Below are 16,115 nucleotides of genomic sequence, written 5' to 3'. Positions count from 1 at the left end.
ATGATGACGTTAGATTGGAGAAATGACTATGAAAACCTACTGGGAACTTAGTGCAGCTATGGCACGAACCGGCATCCTTGGATACGGCGGTGGCCCATCTACTGTTCCATTAATTCGCTATGAAGCGGTCATTCGATATGGGTGGGTTACAGATGAGGAATTTGGTGACGTTCTTGCAATTGCCAATGCCCTTCCGGGACCTATAGCTACGAAGCTTGCAGCATATCTTGGATATCGATTGAAAAAAGGACCCGGAGCTCTCATGGGAATATTAGCTCATATCCTGCCAAGTTCCATCGCTATGATTGCACTTTATGCATTTATTAACTTCTTTAGCACGTCCCCTATTATTAAGGGGATGATAGCCGCCGTGGTGCCCGTAGTGGCCATTATGCTGGCGCAGATGTGCTATGAATTCGGGGAAAAAGCAGTTAAAGGTCTAGGCATCTATGCTGCTCTTTCCTTTATTTTGGTATCGTTTGTCCTCTTACAATTAGTTAACGTACATCCAGCGATAGTCATCATCATTGCCCTCGCTTATGGATCCATACACTTTAGACTCGTTGCGAGGCTCAAAGGAACACGAGCGAAGAAGGGTGATGAATAAAAGATGGATCTGATTCAACTCATCATTGGATTTTTTCTTGCTAATGTATTTGGCTATGGAGGGGGTCCCTCTTCCATTCCGCTAATGTATGAGGAGGTCGTGACTCATTATCATTGGCTAACGCCTTCCGAATTTTCGAATATGTTAGCGCTAGGGAACGCTCTCCCGGGTCCGATTGCTACCAAAATAGCAGCCTTTGTAGGGTATGATATTGCCGGTTGGCTCGGAGTACTAGTAGCACTCACAGCTACGGTTGTTCCTTCAGCAATCGCTTTGATCATTCTCATTCGGATATTGCAAAAATATAAACATTCTTCCGTAGTCAAAGGAATGACGTTTTTAGTACAACCCGTCATTGCGGTCATGATGTTCCTCCTCACTTGGCAAAGTTCGAAAGAGTCTATTCTTTCTATTGGAATAATTCAGTTCGCTTCCATTGCTCTAATAGCCTATTGGCTGATGCTAAGGCGTAAAGTTCATCCTGCCTTTGTAATCCTCGCCGCTTTTGTGTATGGAGGTTTTTTTCTCGGTAGAAGTTAACTACAGACTACCTAAAGTGATGTTGTATAAAACAAAAGCAACTTATCCCTTGGTATGTTTAGGGATAAGTTGCCCTTTGTAGTTAAATATTTTACTGCAACCAACCTCTTTTGCGTAACTCATCAAATATATGTTGACTGACAGCAGAGACACGGTGCCTATCTTCATACGAGAAGTATTGAATCTCTTCGATCTCAGAAGCAGGTGCTAGGTCACCCGTATAATCCGCAGTATAGCAGGTCATGTTCACCTTTACATCAACAGACTTCCCGTCAGCTTTGGCTTCAAATATACCCAGCATTGCTGCTGATTCGGGCTGAATATGAACTGAAAGTTCCTCTTCAATTTCACGGACTAAGGTGTCCATGTCATGCTCGCCTACTTCTCTTTTTCCCCCTGGAAGATAGAATGTCTCCTTATCCTTGGAACGTGCAACTAGTACTTTATGATTCTCTAAATGAATCCAAGCAATTTTATCTATAATATGTGCCATGAACAAACCTTCTCCTTTTCTACGATGCTATACTTTTAATCAATAAGATTTATCCGTACCTTTGCTCATTCCTGTTCTTGCCTTAAAGGGGCTTAGGGTGATCCTTAGATTTATTTACCCCTCCAAATTTGAAGACGATAATCCCCCCTACAATAATAAGAACTCCCAGAAGTTGATTCAGCGTGAATGGAACTTTAACAAGTCCTAACCAGCCCATGGAATCCCATAAAAGTGCAAATCCTAGCTGTGCTGTAAGTACAATGGAAATGGCATAGGTTGGCCCAAGCAATTTCATCCCCTGCATTAGACAGATGACTACCCCCACCCCAATGAGACCACTAATCCAATACCAGGGCTGCATATGTGAGAGTTGTAATGCATGTCTACCGTTGAACATAACATTCATAAGTAGCGAAGCAAGGAAACCCATGCCAAGAACAAGTGTGGTTGTGGCCCAAGCTCCTCCTTGTTCGTTCACTTTCGTATTAAATATATTTTGTATACTAACCAAGGCTCCAGCCAGTAGGGCTAGGAATAGACCCATAATCATGACGATCATCTCTCCTTTTTTTATTCGTAGATGTTATGATTGGCAATCGCCCGAAGACGTTCTTTATCTAAGATCCGAATGAACCCGCGGTGGCGCTCTACCAGACCCTCTTCACCAAATTTTTGCATGACACGGTTTAAATGTCTGTAGCTAGTGCCGATTAGATTTGCGACATCTAACAGGTTAAATACACTTCGGTTGCCTGTAATTAGCACATCCGAATCATCCACAGACACGGACAATAGATAGCTCGCCAGCCTAACTTCCACAGGATACATTAAATTAAAGCTGAGCAGATTGCTTTTGATATAGAATTTCTGAGTTATTATCTCAAGTAAAAATTGCAACAATGGAGGATGCTCTTTACCGTACTTGTTCAGCCAGCGGTGATGAATGGCAATCATGGTTACGGGTGTGACCGCTTGAACGGTATTCAGAAATTCCGCGCCTTGGATATATTCAATATCTCCGATAGCTTCAAGTGGGGATTTGAACGATAGAATGAGCGTCTTCCCTTCGGCAGAGCTAGTATGAATTTTAATTTTACCTTTCATCAACACGTATAGATATTGAGGTTGTTCTCCTTTGGAACAGATCAGTTCACCTGGCTCATAATCCATCAGTGATAAGTACTCCCTTAAGGGAGGATGAAAGACGTTCTCCATTTGGTGTGCTTTCAGATACATATCCAGTTGTGTTCGGTCCAGGTTTTCTTTCACGGCGTGTCTTCCTCCCCTAAAATTTCATAATGATTACGCCAGCAATCATCATCCCAATGCCAACAAACTGGGGAAATTTCATATGCTGCTTTACCACACCGAACCATCCTCTAATATCAATGAGGAATGTAAGCCCCAGCTGTGCAATGAGCAGTGCAGAGATGGTAAACGTAACGCCCACCTGTTGAATTGCCGTAACCTCGCTGAATATAATAATAGCCCCAAATGCTCCTCCAAAGAGGTACATCGGCTTAACCTTAGTAAATTGCTCGCGCTTCCCATCCCTTACCCAAAGTAAAATAAATAGTGACATTAAAAATCCTGTTAATTGCGTTAGCGTAGCGGCTTGCCATGTCCCAATATCTTGACTGATTCTTGCATTGGCTACTCCTTGTAACGTGATGCAAGCCCCGCCTAGAAATGCAAATATAATCCCCTTCATCTCTGTCTCTCTCCTCTATGTAGTTGTCTCCATTATTAAATGATAATTCATAAGCAAGGAAAAGGACATATGTCCTAAACTTATGGAATAGAAAAGAAGCTACTCCTTTTAGAAATAGCTTCTTAATTAGATTACAGAAATATGTATTTTCTTATACGCCTCGATGATGGCATCTCGATGGGTAATCTTGAATTTGTAAACCGCTTGATTCATTCTATAATTCCAATACGCAAGGGACATACTAACAGAATCTTTGAATAAGGAGCGAGGAATAACAGATGACGACGAATCAGTGGCTCATTCCGGCAATGCAAGGACTGGGTTTTACTTTAGCCAAAGGTCAAATTGTACGAGTAACCGATGTAGAGGGTGAGCAAGTCGTAGACTTCGTAGCCTATCGGTCTGAGGATACGAATGAGCGCCTAGATCCTACAATTACGATGGATGCCCTTCGTAAAATGAATGTACAGCCCGGCGATATTATTTATAGTAGCAAATATACACCTATGCTGACTGTTGTTACTGACCAGGTAGGCAAACATGATTTTATTAATTCAGCTTGCCGACCAGAGATGTATCAATTCTTGTATGACAAAAAGGACCATGCCAGCTGCTATAACAATCTTAACCTCGCCATTGGTGGATTTGGCATTCCGGCTCCAGAGCAGCATTATCCATTCAATTTGTTCATGAATACCGTAATTCATCCGGATGGACAGATTACCGTAGAGCGTCCCCTATCTAGAGCCGGAGATTATATTGAGCTTCGTGCGGAAGATGATTTAATTATAGGTGTCTCGGCCTGTCCTACATCAGAGAGTGTCTGCAACGGATTCCACTGTACGCCCATTTTGATTGAGATTAGATAATTCTTCTAAATAGGACATCCCCTGAATACAATGACTTGTACCTATTCTTGTCATTATAATTCTAGGGGATGTTTATCTGATGAATGCTTTTATGACGTATGTAATTCTAGGTCTGTCCTTGTCTATACCCGTAGGCCCTATTAACGCAGCTCAAATTGACCGAGGAGCGCGCTATGGATTCAAACATGCTTGGCTTGTAGGGTTTGGCGGCATGATTGCTGATATTTTGTATATGCTGCTCATTTATTTTGGTGTGGCTCACTTTCTGGATACACCGTTTATGAAGACGTTTCTGTGGTTATTTGGCGCTTTTGTCTTGATTTATACGGGGATAGATACACTGCGGAACCTCAATAAAGCTAACATTTCAGATACAAGAAGTTCTGTCTCCTCTTTTGGCTCCTTCAAATCGGGCTTTTTGCTATCTATCATGAATCCATTAAGCATTTTATTCTGGCTAGGCATTTACGGCTCGGTTCTCGCACAGAGCTTGCAGGAACAGGGAACCACCCAAATTTTGTGGAACACCTTAGGCATTTTCACAGGAATTGTCCTATGGGACTTAATCATGTCCGTGGTAGCTAGTTCATTTCACCGGTATGCGAATGTAGCCGTATTACGCTATATTTCTGTGTTTGCGGGTCTTTCAATGATTGGTTTTGGATTTTATTTTGGCTATCAAGCGTATCTCATGCTGATTCATTAAAATAGGCATACTTCGCCCGAACTGTACATACACCCAACTCATCTCCTCCTCATATATTGTCTTGAATGTTGTAAGGAGGAGACACCCATGACTATACTGCGCACAAAAAGCTGGTTGGATGAACATATTGGTGAGCTTCCAGCTTGGCAGCAAAAGGCGTTTGAACAATTTACCCAGATGATTGATAACCCTGAAGGCACGTATCCATGTGTCCCTGGACGTCAGGGATTTGTGAATGATAATCTCCGATTTGGATTTGTGGTTGACCCAAGAACAGATTGTGCCGCTACTCAGACCGGAGAATTGTTAAAGGCATATGGAGACTGCTCAAGACAAACAGGAAAATTTGCATCGTTAGTGTTATTTTATGAGACCCCTTCCGAATTGCTTGATGGACATGACGTGGAAGATTATGAGGACCTCTTCTGGTCGCTGCTTCGGCGAGTAAGTTCTACAGATGAAGTACCCTGGCCTGAGGAGATTTCTACAGATCCTGAAGATCATACTTGGGAATATTGCCATAGCGGCCAGCCTTACTTCGCCTTTTGCGCCACGCCCGCCCATGAACACCGGAAAAGTCGGAGTTTCTCAACATTTTTAGTCGCTTTTCAACCCCGCTGGGTATTCGAAGAAATTAATGATTCTACCGCCTCAGGAAGAAACATGAAAAAGCTGATACGCAAAAAGCTGGAAGCTTACGATGGCATTCCTGCTCATCCTTCGCTGAAGTGGTATGGGCAGCCTGACAACCATGAATGGAAACAATATTTTTTGCGTGATGACGAGAGTGGACCTTCTAAATGTCCCTATACTCGCATGAAGAATAAAATGAAAGCACTAGGACAAATATTCCAGTAATAACAAGAATGCACCCCAGAGCGGGATAAGTTCACCTTATGGTGTCTGCTTATCTCTGCTAGGGGTGCATTTGACATGTGAAATGTATCTGGAACAGGTTCTTGCTTGTGTATTTCTCTTTTAACAATGTACATCCTGTCTAATAGGAGCGTTCCAATGGAAAGCAGTGAATAAGAATTTTACTATTGAAAACGCATAGGTCCATTGCCTGAACGATTGTTATTGGAAGGTTGAGTGTAGGTGCCTTGAATATACGAATTCGTCATGCTCTGCATATCTTGTTGCTGAAGCTGGGGAACTTGATAATAAGCTTGTTTGTTTTGATACAAAAAGATCTCATAAGCCATTTCAATATAATTCTCAACCTGGGAAGCAATCACACGGCGAACGACCGGATTTGTCATTTCTACCGCCGACATGGTCAGTAACGATGCATTGGATTTAATTAACCCTAACATATACCCACTAATTCCAGCATCTTTGACGTCAGCAAGAGATTGATTCGGTTTCTTCGGTTGGCTTGGTTTGATGCCATAAGTAACATGAGTTGGCTGCTGCATCATATAGGTGGAAGTCTCATGCGTTGGTTTCTGCCCAGTATAAAAGGCTTCTACAGTCAGATTATATTGGGACAAGATGAATTGGTACTGGCGGTCCAGAATCTGAAGGAGTTCAGGCTCCTGTACATACGGACGGAAGATCATATATTGATCTAGAATGGAGATCGTGCCTCCTAATAGCTCATGCATATCAAAAAATTCATGTCCCCCGTGATTAGACGCTTGCGAATTCTGAGGTACATAGGGCTGGCTAGACGGTTGTTGTCCATACAATGAATGGCCTTGAGGGTTATAGTGCTGCAATGCGGTCAACCTCCTTGAATTGTCTATTAGTGAACCCATTTATTGTGAGATATAAAGCAATAGACAATACGATGAAAATATTGGTTGGGAGGATTTCGGATGCATAGTAAGCTGTATTAAAGGTAAAACCTTAAGCTGTCTTTTTCTCCTCTTTCTTCCACTTGAACTGCATTCCCACCGTAACTGAAGCGATAATGGCTACAATAACAAGGCTCGTCCAAAACCCTGTTCTTCCCGCAGGCTCTAGCAAAGCACCTAAAGCGGCCAAGAGTAGAATAAGGATAGCGAACCACGATTTAACTTGTCCCCATACACTTGGCTTCAGTAGCTTGAGATACGAAGCTACGATGAATAACCAGACATAGAGGAGTACGAGTCCGCCTGCAGTTACAATATGTTCAAAGATTTGCTTGGGAATCCATAACGCCATGAGAATAGATACACTCATTCCAATCGCATTCATGCCTAATGCATATATGGGTAACTTCCGCTTCCCCCAGCTTTTCGAGAGTAACTTCGGTGCATCGCCATCTTCTGATAATGTAACCAACATGGTCGAGACCCCATACAAAGAAGCTACAAGGATAGAGAAACCCGCAATAATCAATACTCCGTTCAGAATATGAACGAGCATTTTAATACCTATAGCTTCGAGAGCCAATATTAAAGGACTCTCTTCCTGCGTTACAGATTCGATCGGAACGAACATCATTGCAAGTCCAATGGATAATATATAAAGAACGGCAATCGCTATCAACATAATGCGCCCTGATTTTGGAGCATCCTTAGGATTTTTTAAGTTCATCGCCATAAAGCCCATAACTTCTATCCCGCTAAAAGCATAAAAGCTATAGAGTAGCCCCTTCCATGCCCCGGTCCAGCCTCCCTTAAGCCATGCATCCGTAGTTTTGGGTAACGGTACAACTTCTTTTCCCCCTTGAAATACCGCAACTCCAGCAACCCCAATGAACATAAGTACCGCTGCAATTTTTACGATAGCGAACATGTTCTCGGCTTTATTAATCCCTTGTGAACCTAAGATAACAACCAAGAGGGCAAGAACGGCATATCCCGTGGCAAAAATCCATAAGGGTACAGCGGGGAACCAAAATCTCGAAAACAAACCTAATGCAGTCAAAGAGGCTCCTAAAATAAGCATTTCTGATGCCCAGTACACCCACCCATTGCTGAATCCTGCCCATCTTCCAAAAGCCTGCTTCGCATATGTTCGGAACGAACCCTTTTCTGGCTGATTGGCTGTCATCCGTGCTAACGCATCGTAGACAAAATAAGTTACGATTGCGACTAGGGCAAAGAGCGGTAACACGAGGTAACCACTTTTTTGAATCGCGAGACTTGAACCTAAGAAAAATGCCGTTCCTACTGTACACCCGCCTCCAAACAAAGCAAACTGCCACCAGGTTATAGTCGGGGTGTTCGATGAATTTGCTTTATCTGCTGTGGAAGAAGAATTTTCTCTGATGGAATGACTGTGGTGCTTTGATTTTGCTGAGGGTCTAAAACGATTCGGTTGCTTTGTAGTTGCCAAATTCCTCTCACTCCTTTAGATAGATCTAGCATGAGTGAGTGGCAGTTTTTTTATCCATGTTTTATCCATCTACTTACATGAACATTGAAATTTTGATCTAACAAAGAAACCCTCTTCATCCATATTCGGACAATAGAGGGTCTATATTGTATTTATAATGTATAACTTAATACTGTAATTTAAGGTTTTAGAGCTTTCCAATATTCATAGGCATGCACTGCTATACCTGTAAAAGACTTATGGCTGCTTAGCAGAGTGGGGAGCTTCCCTAATTCACTCTCCATAAAAGCACTACCGAGAGCAAAGAAGCTAACATGTGCCCCCTCATTACTCTCCTTGGATTCTACAGCTAAAATCAAGGGCTTACCTAATGCATCAGCAAATGCAAGCTCTTGCGAAGCCATATCCACAATGCCACCGCTACCTACGGCAAAGTTACGGAAATCCATGATCGTCACATGGTCCATTTTAGCAATGAACCACTTACTTAAAGATACGTTACCTTCATCTTTTACAACGAAGCGATCTAACCAGGCAGAAATATCTACACTGGTCTGTAGCGTAGAGTCTTTCTTTAGTTCAGCCACGTAATAATTCATATTGCCTGTCCACTCTCGAATGAGTCGATCCGTATCCGTGAACCATTCGGGAAGAACCCAAGGCTCAATATCAAAATGAAGACCAAACAATCGTTCATCTGCATCGGCTTGACGATTGTAATTCTTAACGTAATTAATCAATTTGGTGATTTGATCACGGTTTTCTGTAAAAGCCATATTTCCACGCCCTCCCATGGCGTGAACTTCAATTCCAGCAGCAGCAGCTTTCTTAATAAATGGCCGATAAGCAGAAAAAGGATAATCTGTATCTATATGCAAATACAAAAGATTAATCTTCTTTGTCTTTGCAAATTGCAAAAGTTCGGCCGAGCGATCTATAGCATCCGAAGCTTCCCAAACGTATGTAGCTCTGATATAAGAACTTCGCTTCACTGGAGCAGGACTCGGAACCTGCGTCGCTGGAGGAGTGACTACCGGTGGAACAGGATCTGGCGTCGGCGTTGGATCGGGTTTGGGCGTCGGTGTCGGATCGGGTGTAGGTGTCGTTGGTGGAGTGACTACTGGTGGTGTCGTCGTTCCCCCTGAAGATAGATTCGTGTCAAACATCGCTGCCCAACCTGAAATATCATGAACCGCTGTACCCGCATAAGAACCCTGTCCACCGAACTGATCATTGACTTCCCATAAGGAATCGTCAATCAATTGTGCAGCCTTTCCATAAAATGTAGATGTCGGATCTTGGATATTCTCACGTGTATCAATAGCTATAAGTATCGATTTCTTGAGTGAAGTCGCCATCTGCACTTGGCTTTTCACACTATTAATTATGCCATTTGTGCTATACACATCTGTTCGGTAATCTAAAATAGCAATATGTCCAAACGTATTAAAGAACCATTGTAATGTTGGATCCCCACCTGGCATTTTTGTGCCTTTTAGCCAATATGGAAGATCTATGCCTGTCTCAAGTCCAGGTAACTTTGTATTCGTAGCAGTGACGAACGACTGGAGGTTTGCTCTCCACGCCGTAGTAATCGCCCCTGATGAAGCTGTCCACTCCGGTAGATTATAAGCTTCAATTCGAAGATGAAGTCCTTTAAATTTCTGATCGTTTGCAGCTTGAGCATTATAAGTAGCAACCCAATCTACCATATCCGTCAGTTTATTCTTATTCTCAGTAAGTGCCCAGTCTGCACTCCCATCTAAAGCATGAACTGCAATACCTCGCTTGGTAGCATTAGCAATAAACGTACCGTAGACTGCATTCGGGATAGACTTATCAATCTGTAGGAAAAGTGTATTCACCTCCTGGTTCACCGCAAAATCCAATAACTTGCCGCCACCGTTCTCAATAAGCCCAGTCTGCCATACCCATGTTGCCTTGACGTTATGCTTGCCATAATCAAAACCCATCAGTAAAAATGAGCTGAAACATAGCAAAACAAGAACGGGCCAAGAGAACTTTCTCATTAATTTCCCTCACTTTCCTTAGTAAATTCAGGAACTTTTTAGTTCCTGTCTCATTTTATCGGATATTGGCGATTTTTACATTAGAAAACTTTATATTTTTTGCTATTTTTTATGCACTTTCATGAAAGTTAACAGTTATTTTACAAAATAAATGAAAAAAAACACTTCAAGACAAAGCTTGAAGTGTTTTTTTCGAAAATTATATAATTTTGAAAAACTCATTTAATCAACAATCTCTTCCACCTTTTCAGATAAGAACAGACGATAAATTCGTACAGTTACAATTTTAATGATCATATAGACCGGAATGACTAAGATCATTCCCAGAATCCCGCTATACTCCCCACCAATTAATAACAAGATGACTGTCGTTAATGGATGGATATTAATCGTCTTCCCGTACACATAAGGGGCAATTAAGTTACCTTCAACTTGTTGGGCAATTACGATAACAATCAATACGTAGAGTACCATGCTTGGGGACACCGTAAAAGCAACGATAACACAGGGTACTGCGCCTAAAAACGCTCCTACATAAGGAATGAAGTTGAACAATGCTCCGAACAAGGCAAGTAGTAGTGGGTAAGGCAATCCGATCATCCAGAAGCCAACGAAACTAAGAACGGCTAACAATAATGCACTAATGATTCTTCCCGATATGAACCCACTTAACGCAGTATCGATATCACTGACAACTTGTGCACCGTCTCTTGCAAAGCGCCTTGGCATGGTACGTACCACAGCCGGAGATATACGTTCATCTTCCTTGAGCATATAGTACAAAATGATGGGTACGGTACCAATGATGACTACGAAATCTGTAATAAATGAGAATACTCCGGTCATAGAAGATGTGACCATTTCCACCAATCCATTCACATAATTCGTAATCTTGTCCGAGATTTGTGAGTTGGAAGTATCAATCATGGAGAACAGGCGTGTCTTCTGCAGTTGCGCAAACTGCACTCTTAACTCTTCCAAAAACGTTGGCAAGTTACTAATGAAATCTTGAACCTGCTTTACCAAAGGAGGCCATACTGTATAGAAGAGGATAGCAATAATAATACCAAAGCAGAGATAAATTAATAAAATGGACAGCATCCGGTTCACGTGTCTTTTATCTAGATAATGCACAATCGGTCGCAGCAGATAATATAAAAATCCGGAGACCGTCATCGGTACAATTAAAAGTTGTACAAAGGTAACTATGGGACCAAAAACAAAATTGACCTCGTGAAGTAAGTAAATAATGGTCAAAATCATAATTACACCGAGACAAACTCTGAAAAATTTATTTTGAAGCAACATGTATTCCCTCCTTATTTCAGATCCGTCTCTTCCGAATCCTCTTCTACTTCATTTTCTGGAAGAGTATCCCATGCTGCATCAAGTAAGTGATCAAAGAAATCATCATCTTCTTCTAACTTGTGGTCTACTGCTAATAGTTGTTCTTCATCCCCAGGCTCGTGAGCAAAATGTAAGCTGTAGTCCCAGTCCCTGCGATGTTTTGTATACCACGTAATCTCGTACTCTTTCTTGTGCCCCTCCACTTTAAAAATGGTCTTCCCCAAATAGGTTTTATCTTCTTGTCTTTTCATTTCTGCATGTGTAATTTCGAATTGCAACTCATCTCGCTCCTATCTATTAACCTGCACTTTGTTCATTCTCTTGAAGCTCTAACCAAAATCTCATAAGTTTCAACATATACTGTATATCCAAAGGTTTGCTTGCATAATCAGATGCGCCTGCATCTAGACACTTGTCGCGATCTTCTTTCATCGCCTTTGCAGTTAGTGCAATGATAGGTAGGGTAGTAAGCCCTAGCGATGTGCGGATCTCAGTCATTGCCTGATACCCATCCATTTCTGGCATCATGATATCCATGAGAATGATATCTACTGCCTGCTCTTGCAATACATCTAGACTTTCATAACCATTTTGAGCAATAACAACATTCATTTTAATTTTTTCTAAGGCACTGGTTAATGCATATACATTCCGAATATCATCATCCACTACTAATACCGTCTTGTTCTCAAAAATCGAATAATCTTCTTTAGCATTTGGAATCATAATCATTTCGTGTTCTGCTGTTGCTGCAACAGAGTCTGTTAACTTCGGTGCAGGAGCTTGGGGTCTATTTTGATCGGCCAGCAAAATGGCTTCGGCTTCAGCCTCAACTTCCGCTTCCGATGTACGATAAGGTAGATACAATGTAAAGGTACTGCCTTCTCCTTCCACGCTCTTCAGTGTTAAATCCCCACCTAGTAGTTTGGAAAGTTGTAGAGATATGGATAGTCCCAATCCCGTTCCGCCGTATTTTCTTGCCGTAGCTCCATCTGCTTGCTTAAAAGCTTCAAAGATTAAGGCTTGCTTATCCTCTGGAATACCAATCCCTGTGTCTCTTACAGTAAAGGCTAACATCTCGTCATTGCCCTTCCAATGTAAAAGTTCTTCCGCATTCAGCTTACTAATAGTAAGAGAGACTTCCCCTTCCTTGGTAAATTTGAAAGCATTCGAGAGAAGATTTTTAAGGATTTGCTGTAATCGATGTGGATCTGAAAATAATTTGGCAGGTACATTCTCAGCAATATCCGTATTAAAATTAATACCCTTTTGTTCTGCAAGTGTAGAAAACGAACTTTTCACAAGATCAGGGATTTCAGTGACATTCATCTCTTCTAATGTGATGTCGAGTTGACCGGCTTCAACTTTAGATAAGTCAAGGATATCATTAATCAGATTAAGTAAATCCTTGCCTGAGGAATAAATGACAGAAGCATATTTTTGCTCATCTTCCGTAAGTGTCCCCCCATTATTCTCAGAGAGAATCTGGGAGAGAATCAACATACTATTGAGTGGTGTACGAAGTTCATGAGACATATTTGCTAGAAATTCAGACTTGTACTTGGAACTCTGTTCAAGCTCCAAAGAAGTTCCTTCGGCAGCTGTTTTCTGAGCTTCAAGGCGTTCATTTAAGTTTTGCAATTCTTCCGTTTGCATGTTCATCTCTTCAGCTTGGGACTGAAGTTCATCGGTTTGAGTACGAAGCTCTTCGGTCTGAACTTGTAGTTCCTCATTTAGGGCTTGAGAGTCTCGGTATAAACGCTGAATTTCAACACGTGTAATCATGGAATGAATCGACACACCAGCCACATTAGCTAGCTCGTGCAAAAATTCTAATGTATCCTGACTCATAGATTCTAAAGCTGCAATTTCCATGACACCCATGAGATTGCTCTCGAATTCAATAGGTAATAATACTAAACTTCGAGGTGAAGCAGAACCTAACCCGGATTTAATCTGCACATATTGATCAGGCAACGAATTAACAATCATGGCTTTCTTATCTAGTGCACATTGTCCGACTAGACCTTCTCCAAGTTTGATCATTCGGCGAGAAGCGTTGTCATGCTCCCCTTCTCCCGCATACGAAGCACTACGAATTAAAACGTCTTGCTCATTCTTAAGATACATGGCTCCGTAAGGAACATTCAGAAGAACAGCAATCCGGTTCAACAATTTCTCGCTGATTTCTTCCATTGACGTAACATTCTGCAAAGATGTGGCGATATCTGTGATTTGGTCTTTTTTCCAATTCTCTCTATTCACGCTATCTAACAAATCATTCGTTGCTGTGCCAAGAGCTTGGAATTCATCTCGTGTACGAATGATTACTCTCTTATCTAGATTACCCTTAGAACCTATATCCCGAATCGCTTCGGTTACACGTCGAATGGAATTTACAATATTTCGAGATACCAGTATGGCTGCAGCAATAGAGACGGCAGCTACCAAAAACCAAAGCGTGAAGATTGAGATAATTAAAGTCCGATTACTGTCTTCTAAATTTGCAATACGTGTATTGGTATAGGAGCGTTCCGTGGCCCGAAAATCATCAAATTGAACACGAATCTGATCAATAATGTTTTTTCCTGGGTCTGTTAAGAAGAACGTATTCGTTCCTTTTTCCCTTTTTTCTTTTATAGAAGGTTCTCCAGCAACTTCAATCCAGTGATTAATATTAGCCTTAATGTTAGCTAAGTTTTGTGATTGATAAGAGTTATCCTTAATAAGTTCTGTTAGCCTATTATAGGATTGCTGCCAAGATGAGACTGCATTATTATAGGGCACAAGATAAGCATCTACACCTGTAATGACATATCCTCTTTGGCTAGTCTCCATATCAAGTACAAGCTTTTCAATTTGATTCGTAAGATCATGGACCTCTAGATCATGTGTGCCGATATAATTTGTCTCTTGCTGTAGTACGTTCAGTCTCGAAGATACCAGAAGTAACGAAGCGCCAAGACAAACAATAATCACGATATATCCTGTGAGTATTTTGGCACCAATATTCCAGCTTTTGTTATTAAACAATGGACTGTCCTCCAATTTCATATATAGATGATGAAATCATAATACTAATAAAAAGGATAATAACTCGCTTTCCCCTCACACTATATCGTATCATGTTTTATTGTAATCACATATTATTTTTTATGTTATCTAATGAAGAGGTGCTTGAAATTTGAATCTCAAAAAAATCGCTACACTTGCCTTATCTCCGCCCAAGGTCTTGACCTATGGATTTGCTCTTATCATTTTAACTGGAGCTTTACTGTTAACACTCCCTCTATCCTCTGCTTATGGAAATCGACTTGCATTTCTAGATGCTTTCTTCATGGCGACTTCGGCAACTTGTGTAACCGGCCTTGCTGTAGTGGATGTAGGTGTACAGTTCTCACATTTTGGACAAGTAGTGATTTTGGTCCTCACTCAGATTGGAGGACTCGGTTTCATGACGATGGGGACCTTGATTGCATTAGCGTTTAACCGAAGAATTTCCCTAAGAGAACGTCTTATTTTGCAAGAAGCCATGAATTATAACTCGATGGAAGGACTGCTTTCTTTGATCCGGCGAGTTATTATTTACTCTCTCTTTATTGAGTTGACGGGAGCGCTTCTGCTAACTATCCGTTGGATGGAGGATATGCCCTTTTTAAAAGCTTTATATTTTGGCATATATCATAGCGTAACCATGTTCAACAATGCAGGGTTCGACTTATTTGGTACAATGACAGGTCCTTTCTCAGGCTTCAACGGCTATGTCAACGACGTCTACATTAATATAGTAGTCATGATACTTATCTTCTTTGGTGGAATCGGGTTTGTTGTCATGTCTGATTTGCTCGATTTTAGGAACACGCGAAAGCTTAGTCTCCATTCCAAAGTCGTTCTTACGTATTCTAGTATTCTTGTCATAGTTGGAGCGCTTCTGTTCTATATACTGGAAAGAGCCAATCCACTAACTTTAGGTCCGCTTCATGAAGGATCACGGATTATGAGTTCCTTTTTCCACTCTATTAGCTCTCGTTCGGGAGGGGTAAGTACAATTAACCTTCCAGATTTAGATCATTCCACACAGTTCATGCTCCTCTTACTTATGTTCATTGGAGCAGCACCCGGTTCTACAGGAGGAGGAATCAAAGTTACCGTATTTGCCGTATTGATCGGTGCCATGATCGCGATGATTCGAGGGAAAGAAGATATCGTAATGTTTAAGAAAAGACTAGCAAAAGACGTTATAATTAAAGCAGTTACGCAGACTTGGCTTGCCCTCTTCCTTGTTTCATTCGTAGCGATGGTATTGTCCGTCATAGAGGATCGAAGTTTCTTAGCCTTATTATTTGAGACAACATCTGCATTTGGTACAACAGGAATGAGTCTTGGATTAACGCCGACACTCTCTCCCTTTAGCAAGATAATTATATGTATTGTCATGTTTTTAGGCCGAGTAGGTCCATTGACCTTAGCTTATGCACTAGCTCCCAAACCTAAGAAAGAGTTGTATCGCTATCCCGAAGGTAAAATAACAATCGGTTAACT

General features: G+C 41.4%; 16 protein-coding genes. 6 read left to right on the top strand and 10 right to left on the bottom strand.

The features are described 5' to 3' along the window. Window positions 1–28 precede the first annotated feature (28 nt). Both chrB and chrA read left to right on the top strand, forming a co-directional pair. The gene (chrB, locus tag J2Z69_RS04455; RefSeq protein WP_281069365.1) at window positions 29–607 is read left to right on the top strand and encodes a chromate efflux transporter ChrB; all 579 of its coding nucleotides are present in this window, start codon (window positions 29–31) and stop codon (window positions 605–607) included. Between the two features lie 3 nt (window positions 608–610). Next, on the top strand, window positions 611–1,147 hold the full coding sequence (gene chrA / locus J2Z69_RS04450) for a chromate efflux transporter ChrA (RefSeq protein WP_209859520.1): 537 nt from the start codon (window positions 611–613) through the stop codon (window positions 1,145–1,147). Between the two features lie 91 nt (window positions 1,148–1,238). Here chrA and J2Z69_RS04445 read toward each other — a convergent pair whose 3' ends face one another. The 4 genes from J2Z69_RS04445 to J2Z69_RS04430 all read right to left on the bottom strand — a co-directional run bounded on the left by J2Z69_RS04445 (window position 1,239) and on the right by J2Z69_RS04430 (window position 3,351). Beyond that, complete coding sequence (locus J2Z69_RS04445) at window positions 1,239–1,640, bottom strand: NUDIX hydrolase (protein WP_209859519.1); 402 nt, start codon at window positions 1,638–1,640, stop codon at window positions 1,239–1,241. Between the two features lie 82 nt (window positions 1,641–1,722). Continuing rightward, window positions 1,723–2,190: a DMT family transporter gene (locus tag J2Z69_RS04440; protein WP_209859517.1), complete on the bottom strand. Its 468-nt coding sequence runs from the start codon at window positions 2,188–2,190 to the stop codon at window positions 1,723–1,725. Between the two features lie 20 nt (window positions 2,191–2,210). Beyond that, entirely contained in the window at window positions 2,211–2,909 is a 699-nt protein-coding gene (locus J2Z69_RS04435; protein WP_209859515.1) for a Crp/Fnr family transcriptional regulator, read from the bottom strand. 16 nt (window positions 2,910–2,925) lie between these two features. Further along, entirely contained in the window at window positions 2,926–3,351 is a 426-nt protein-coding gene (locus J2Z69_RS04430) for a DMT family transporter (protein ID WP_209859513.1), read from the bottom strand. Between the two features lie 278 nt (window positions 3,352–3,629). Between J2Z69_RS04430 and J2Z69_RS04425 the strand changes: the two genes are divergently transcribed. From J2Z69_RS04425 to J2Z69_RS04415, 3 genes are all read left to right on the top strand, one after another. Further along, the gene (locus J2Z69_RS04425; protein ID WP_209859511.1) at window positions 3,630–4,220 is read left to right on the top strand and encodes a DUF1989 domain-containing protein; all 591 of its coding nucleotides are present in this window, start codon (window positions 3,630–3,632) and stop codon (window positions 4,218–4,220) included. 79 nt (window positions 4,221–4,299) lie between these two features. Next, on the top strand, window positions 4,300–4,926 hold the full coding sequence (locus J2Z69_RS04420) for a LysE family translocator (RefSeq protein ID WP_209859509.1): 627 nt from the start codon (window positions 4,300–4,302) through the stop codon (window positions 4,924–4,926). An 87-nt stretch (window positions 4,927–5,013) separates the two neighbouring features. Then, the gene (locus tag J2Z69_RS04415; protein WP_209859507.1) at window positions 5,014–5,784 is read left to right on the top strand and encodes a YqcI/YcgG family protein; all 771 of its coding nucleotides are present in this window, start codon (window positions 5,014–5,016) and stop codon (window positions 5,782–5,784) included. A 182-nt stretch (window positions 5,785–5,966) separates the two neighbouring features. On the opposite strand, the gene J2Z69_RS04410 is transcribed toward J2Z69_RS04415, so the two are convergent. The 6 genes from J2Z69_RS04410 to J2Z69_RS04385 form a co-directional block, all read right to left on the bottom strand. Continuing rightward, complete coding sequence (locus J2Z69_RS04410; protein ID WP_245339053.1) at window positions 5,967–6,617, bottom strand: spore coat protein; 651 nt, start codon at window positions 6,615–6,617, stop codon at window positions 5,967–5,969. Between the two features lie 160 nt (window positions 6,618–6,777). Continuing rightward, the gene (locus J2Z69_RS04405; protein WP_245338940.1) at window positions 6,778–8,196 is read right to left on the bottom strand and encodes an amino acid permease; all 1,419 of its coding nucleotides are present in this window, start codon (window positions 8,194–8,196) and stop codon (window positions 6,778–6,780) included. Between the two features lie 179 nt (window positions 8,197–8,375). Further along, window positions 8,376–10,226 carry a hypothetical protein gene (locus tag J2Z69_RS04400; protein ID WP_209859503.1) on the bottom strand — a complete coding sequence of 617 codons (1,851 nt, stop codon included), beginning with the start codon at window positions 10,224–10,226 and terminating at the stop codon, window positions 8,376–8,378. Window positions 10,227–10,448: 222 nt separating this feature from the next. Beyond that, window positions 10,449–11,534 carry an AI-2E family transporter gene (locus J2Z69_RS04395; RefSeq protein ID WP_209859501.1) on the bottom strand — a complete coding sequence of 362 codons (1,086 nt, stop codon included), beginning with the start codon at window positions 11,532–11,534 and terminating at the stop codon, window positions 10,449–10,451. 11 nt (window positions 11,535–11,545) lie between these two features. Then, window positions 11,546–11,824 (bottom strand): hypothetical protein, encoded by a 279-nt coding sequence (locus J2Z69_RS04390; protein ID WP_209859499.1) that lies wholly within the window; start codon window positions 11,822–11,824, stop codon window positions 11,546–11,548. A 46-nt stretch (window positions 11,825–11,870) separates the two neighbouring features. Then, window positions 11,871–14,606 carry a CHASE3 domain-containing protein gene (locus J2Z69_RS04385; protein ID WP_209859497.1) on the bottom strand — a complete coding sequence of 912 codons (2,736 nt, stop codon included), beginning with the start codon at window positions 14,604–14,606 and terminating at the stop codon, window positions 11,871–11,873. Between the two features lie 151 nt (window positions 14,607–14,757). On the opposite strand from J2Z69_RS04385, the gene J2Z69_RS04380 reads away from it, so the two are divergent. Next, window positions 14,758–16,113, top strand: coding sequence for a TrkH family potassium uptake protein (locus tag J2Z69_RS04380; protein WP_209859495.1), 1,356 nt, complete (start codon window positions 14,758–14,760; stop codon window positions 16,111–16,113). The last annotated feature ends 2 nt before the right edge of the window (window positions 16,114–16,115 follow it).

It is taken from the genome of Paenibacillus shirakamiensis, from assembly GCF_017874255.1.
Taxonomy (GTDB): domain Bacteria; phylum Bacillota; class Bacilli; order Paenibacillales; family Paenibacillaceae; genus Fontibacillus; species Fontibacillus shirakamiensis.
This window is presented reverse-complemented; position numbering and strand designations above follow the sequence as displayed.

Bases quoted from the DNA above. Each gene is read 5' to 3' on its own strand.
- J2Z69_RS04420 (WP_209859509.1), top strand. From the start codon at position 4,300: ATGAATGCTTTTATGACGTATGTAATTCTAGGTCTGTCCTTGTCTATA.
- J2Z69_RS04395 (WP_209859501.1), bottom strand. From the start codon at position 11,534: ATGTTGCTTCAAAATAAATTTTTCAGAGTTTGTCTCGGTGTAATTATG.
- J2Z69_RS04390 (WP_209859499.1), bottom strand. From the start codon at position 11,824: ATGAAAAGACAAGAAGATAAAACCTATTTGGGGAAGACCATTTTTAAA.
- J2Z69_RS04425 (WP_209859511.1), top strand. From the start codon at position 3,630: ATGACGACGAATCAGTGGCTCATTCCGGCAATGCAAGGACTGGGTTTT.
- chrB (WP_281069365.1), top strand. From the start codon at position 29: ATGAAAACCTACTGGGAACTTAGTGCAGCTATGGCACGAACCGGCATC.
- J2Z69_RS04430 (WP_209859513.1), bottom strand. From the start codon at position 3,351: ATGAAGGGGATTATATTTGCATTTCTAGGCGGGGCTTGCATCACGTTA.
- J2Z69_RS04400 (WP_209859503.1), bottom strand. From the start codon at position 10,226: ATGAGAAAGTTCTCTTGGCCCGTTCTTGTTTTGCTATGTTTCAGCTCA.
- J2Z69_RS04440 (WP_209859517.1), bottom strand. From the start codon at position 2,190: ATGATTATGGGTCTATTCCTAGCCCTACTGGCTGGAGCCTTGGTTAGT.
- J2Z69_RS04445 (WP_209859519.1), bottom strand. From the start codon at position 1,640: ATGGCACATATTATAGATAAAATTGCTTGGATTCATTTAGAGAATCAT.
- J2Z69_RS04415 (WP_209859507.1), top strand. From the start codon at position 5,014: ATGACTATACTGCGCACAAAAAGCTGGTTGGATGAACATATTGGTGAG.
- chrA (WP_209859520.1), top strand. From the start codon at position 611: ATGGATCTGATTCAACTCATCATTGGATTTTTTCTTGCTAATGTATTT.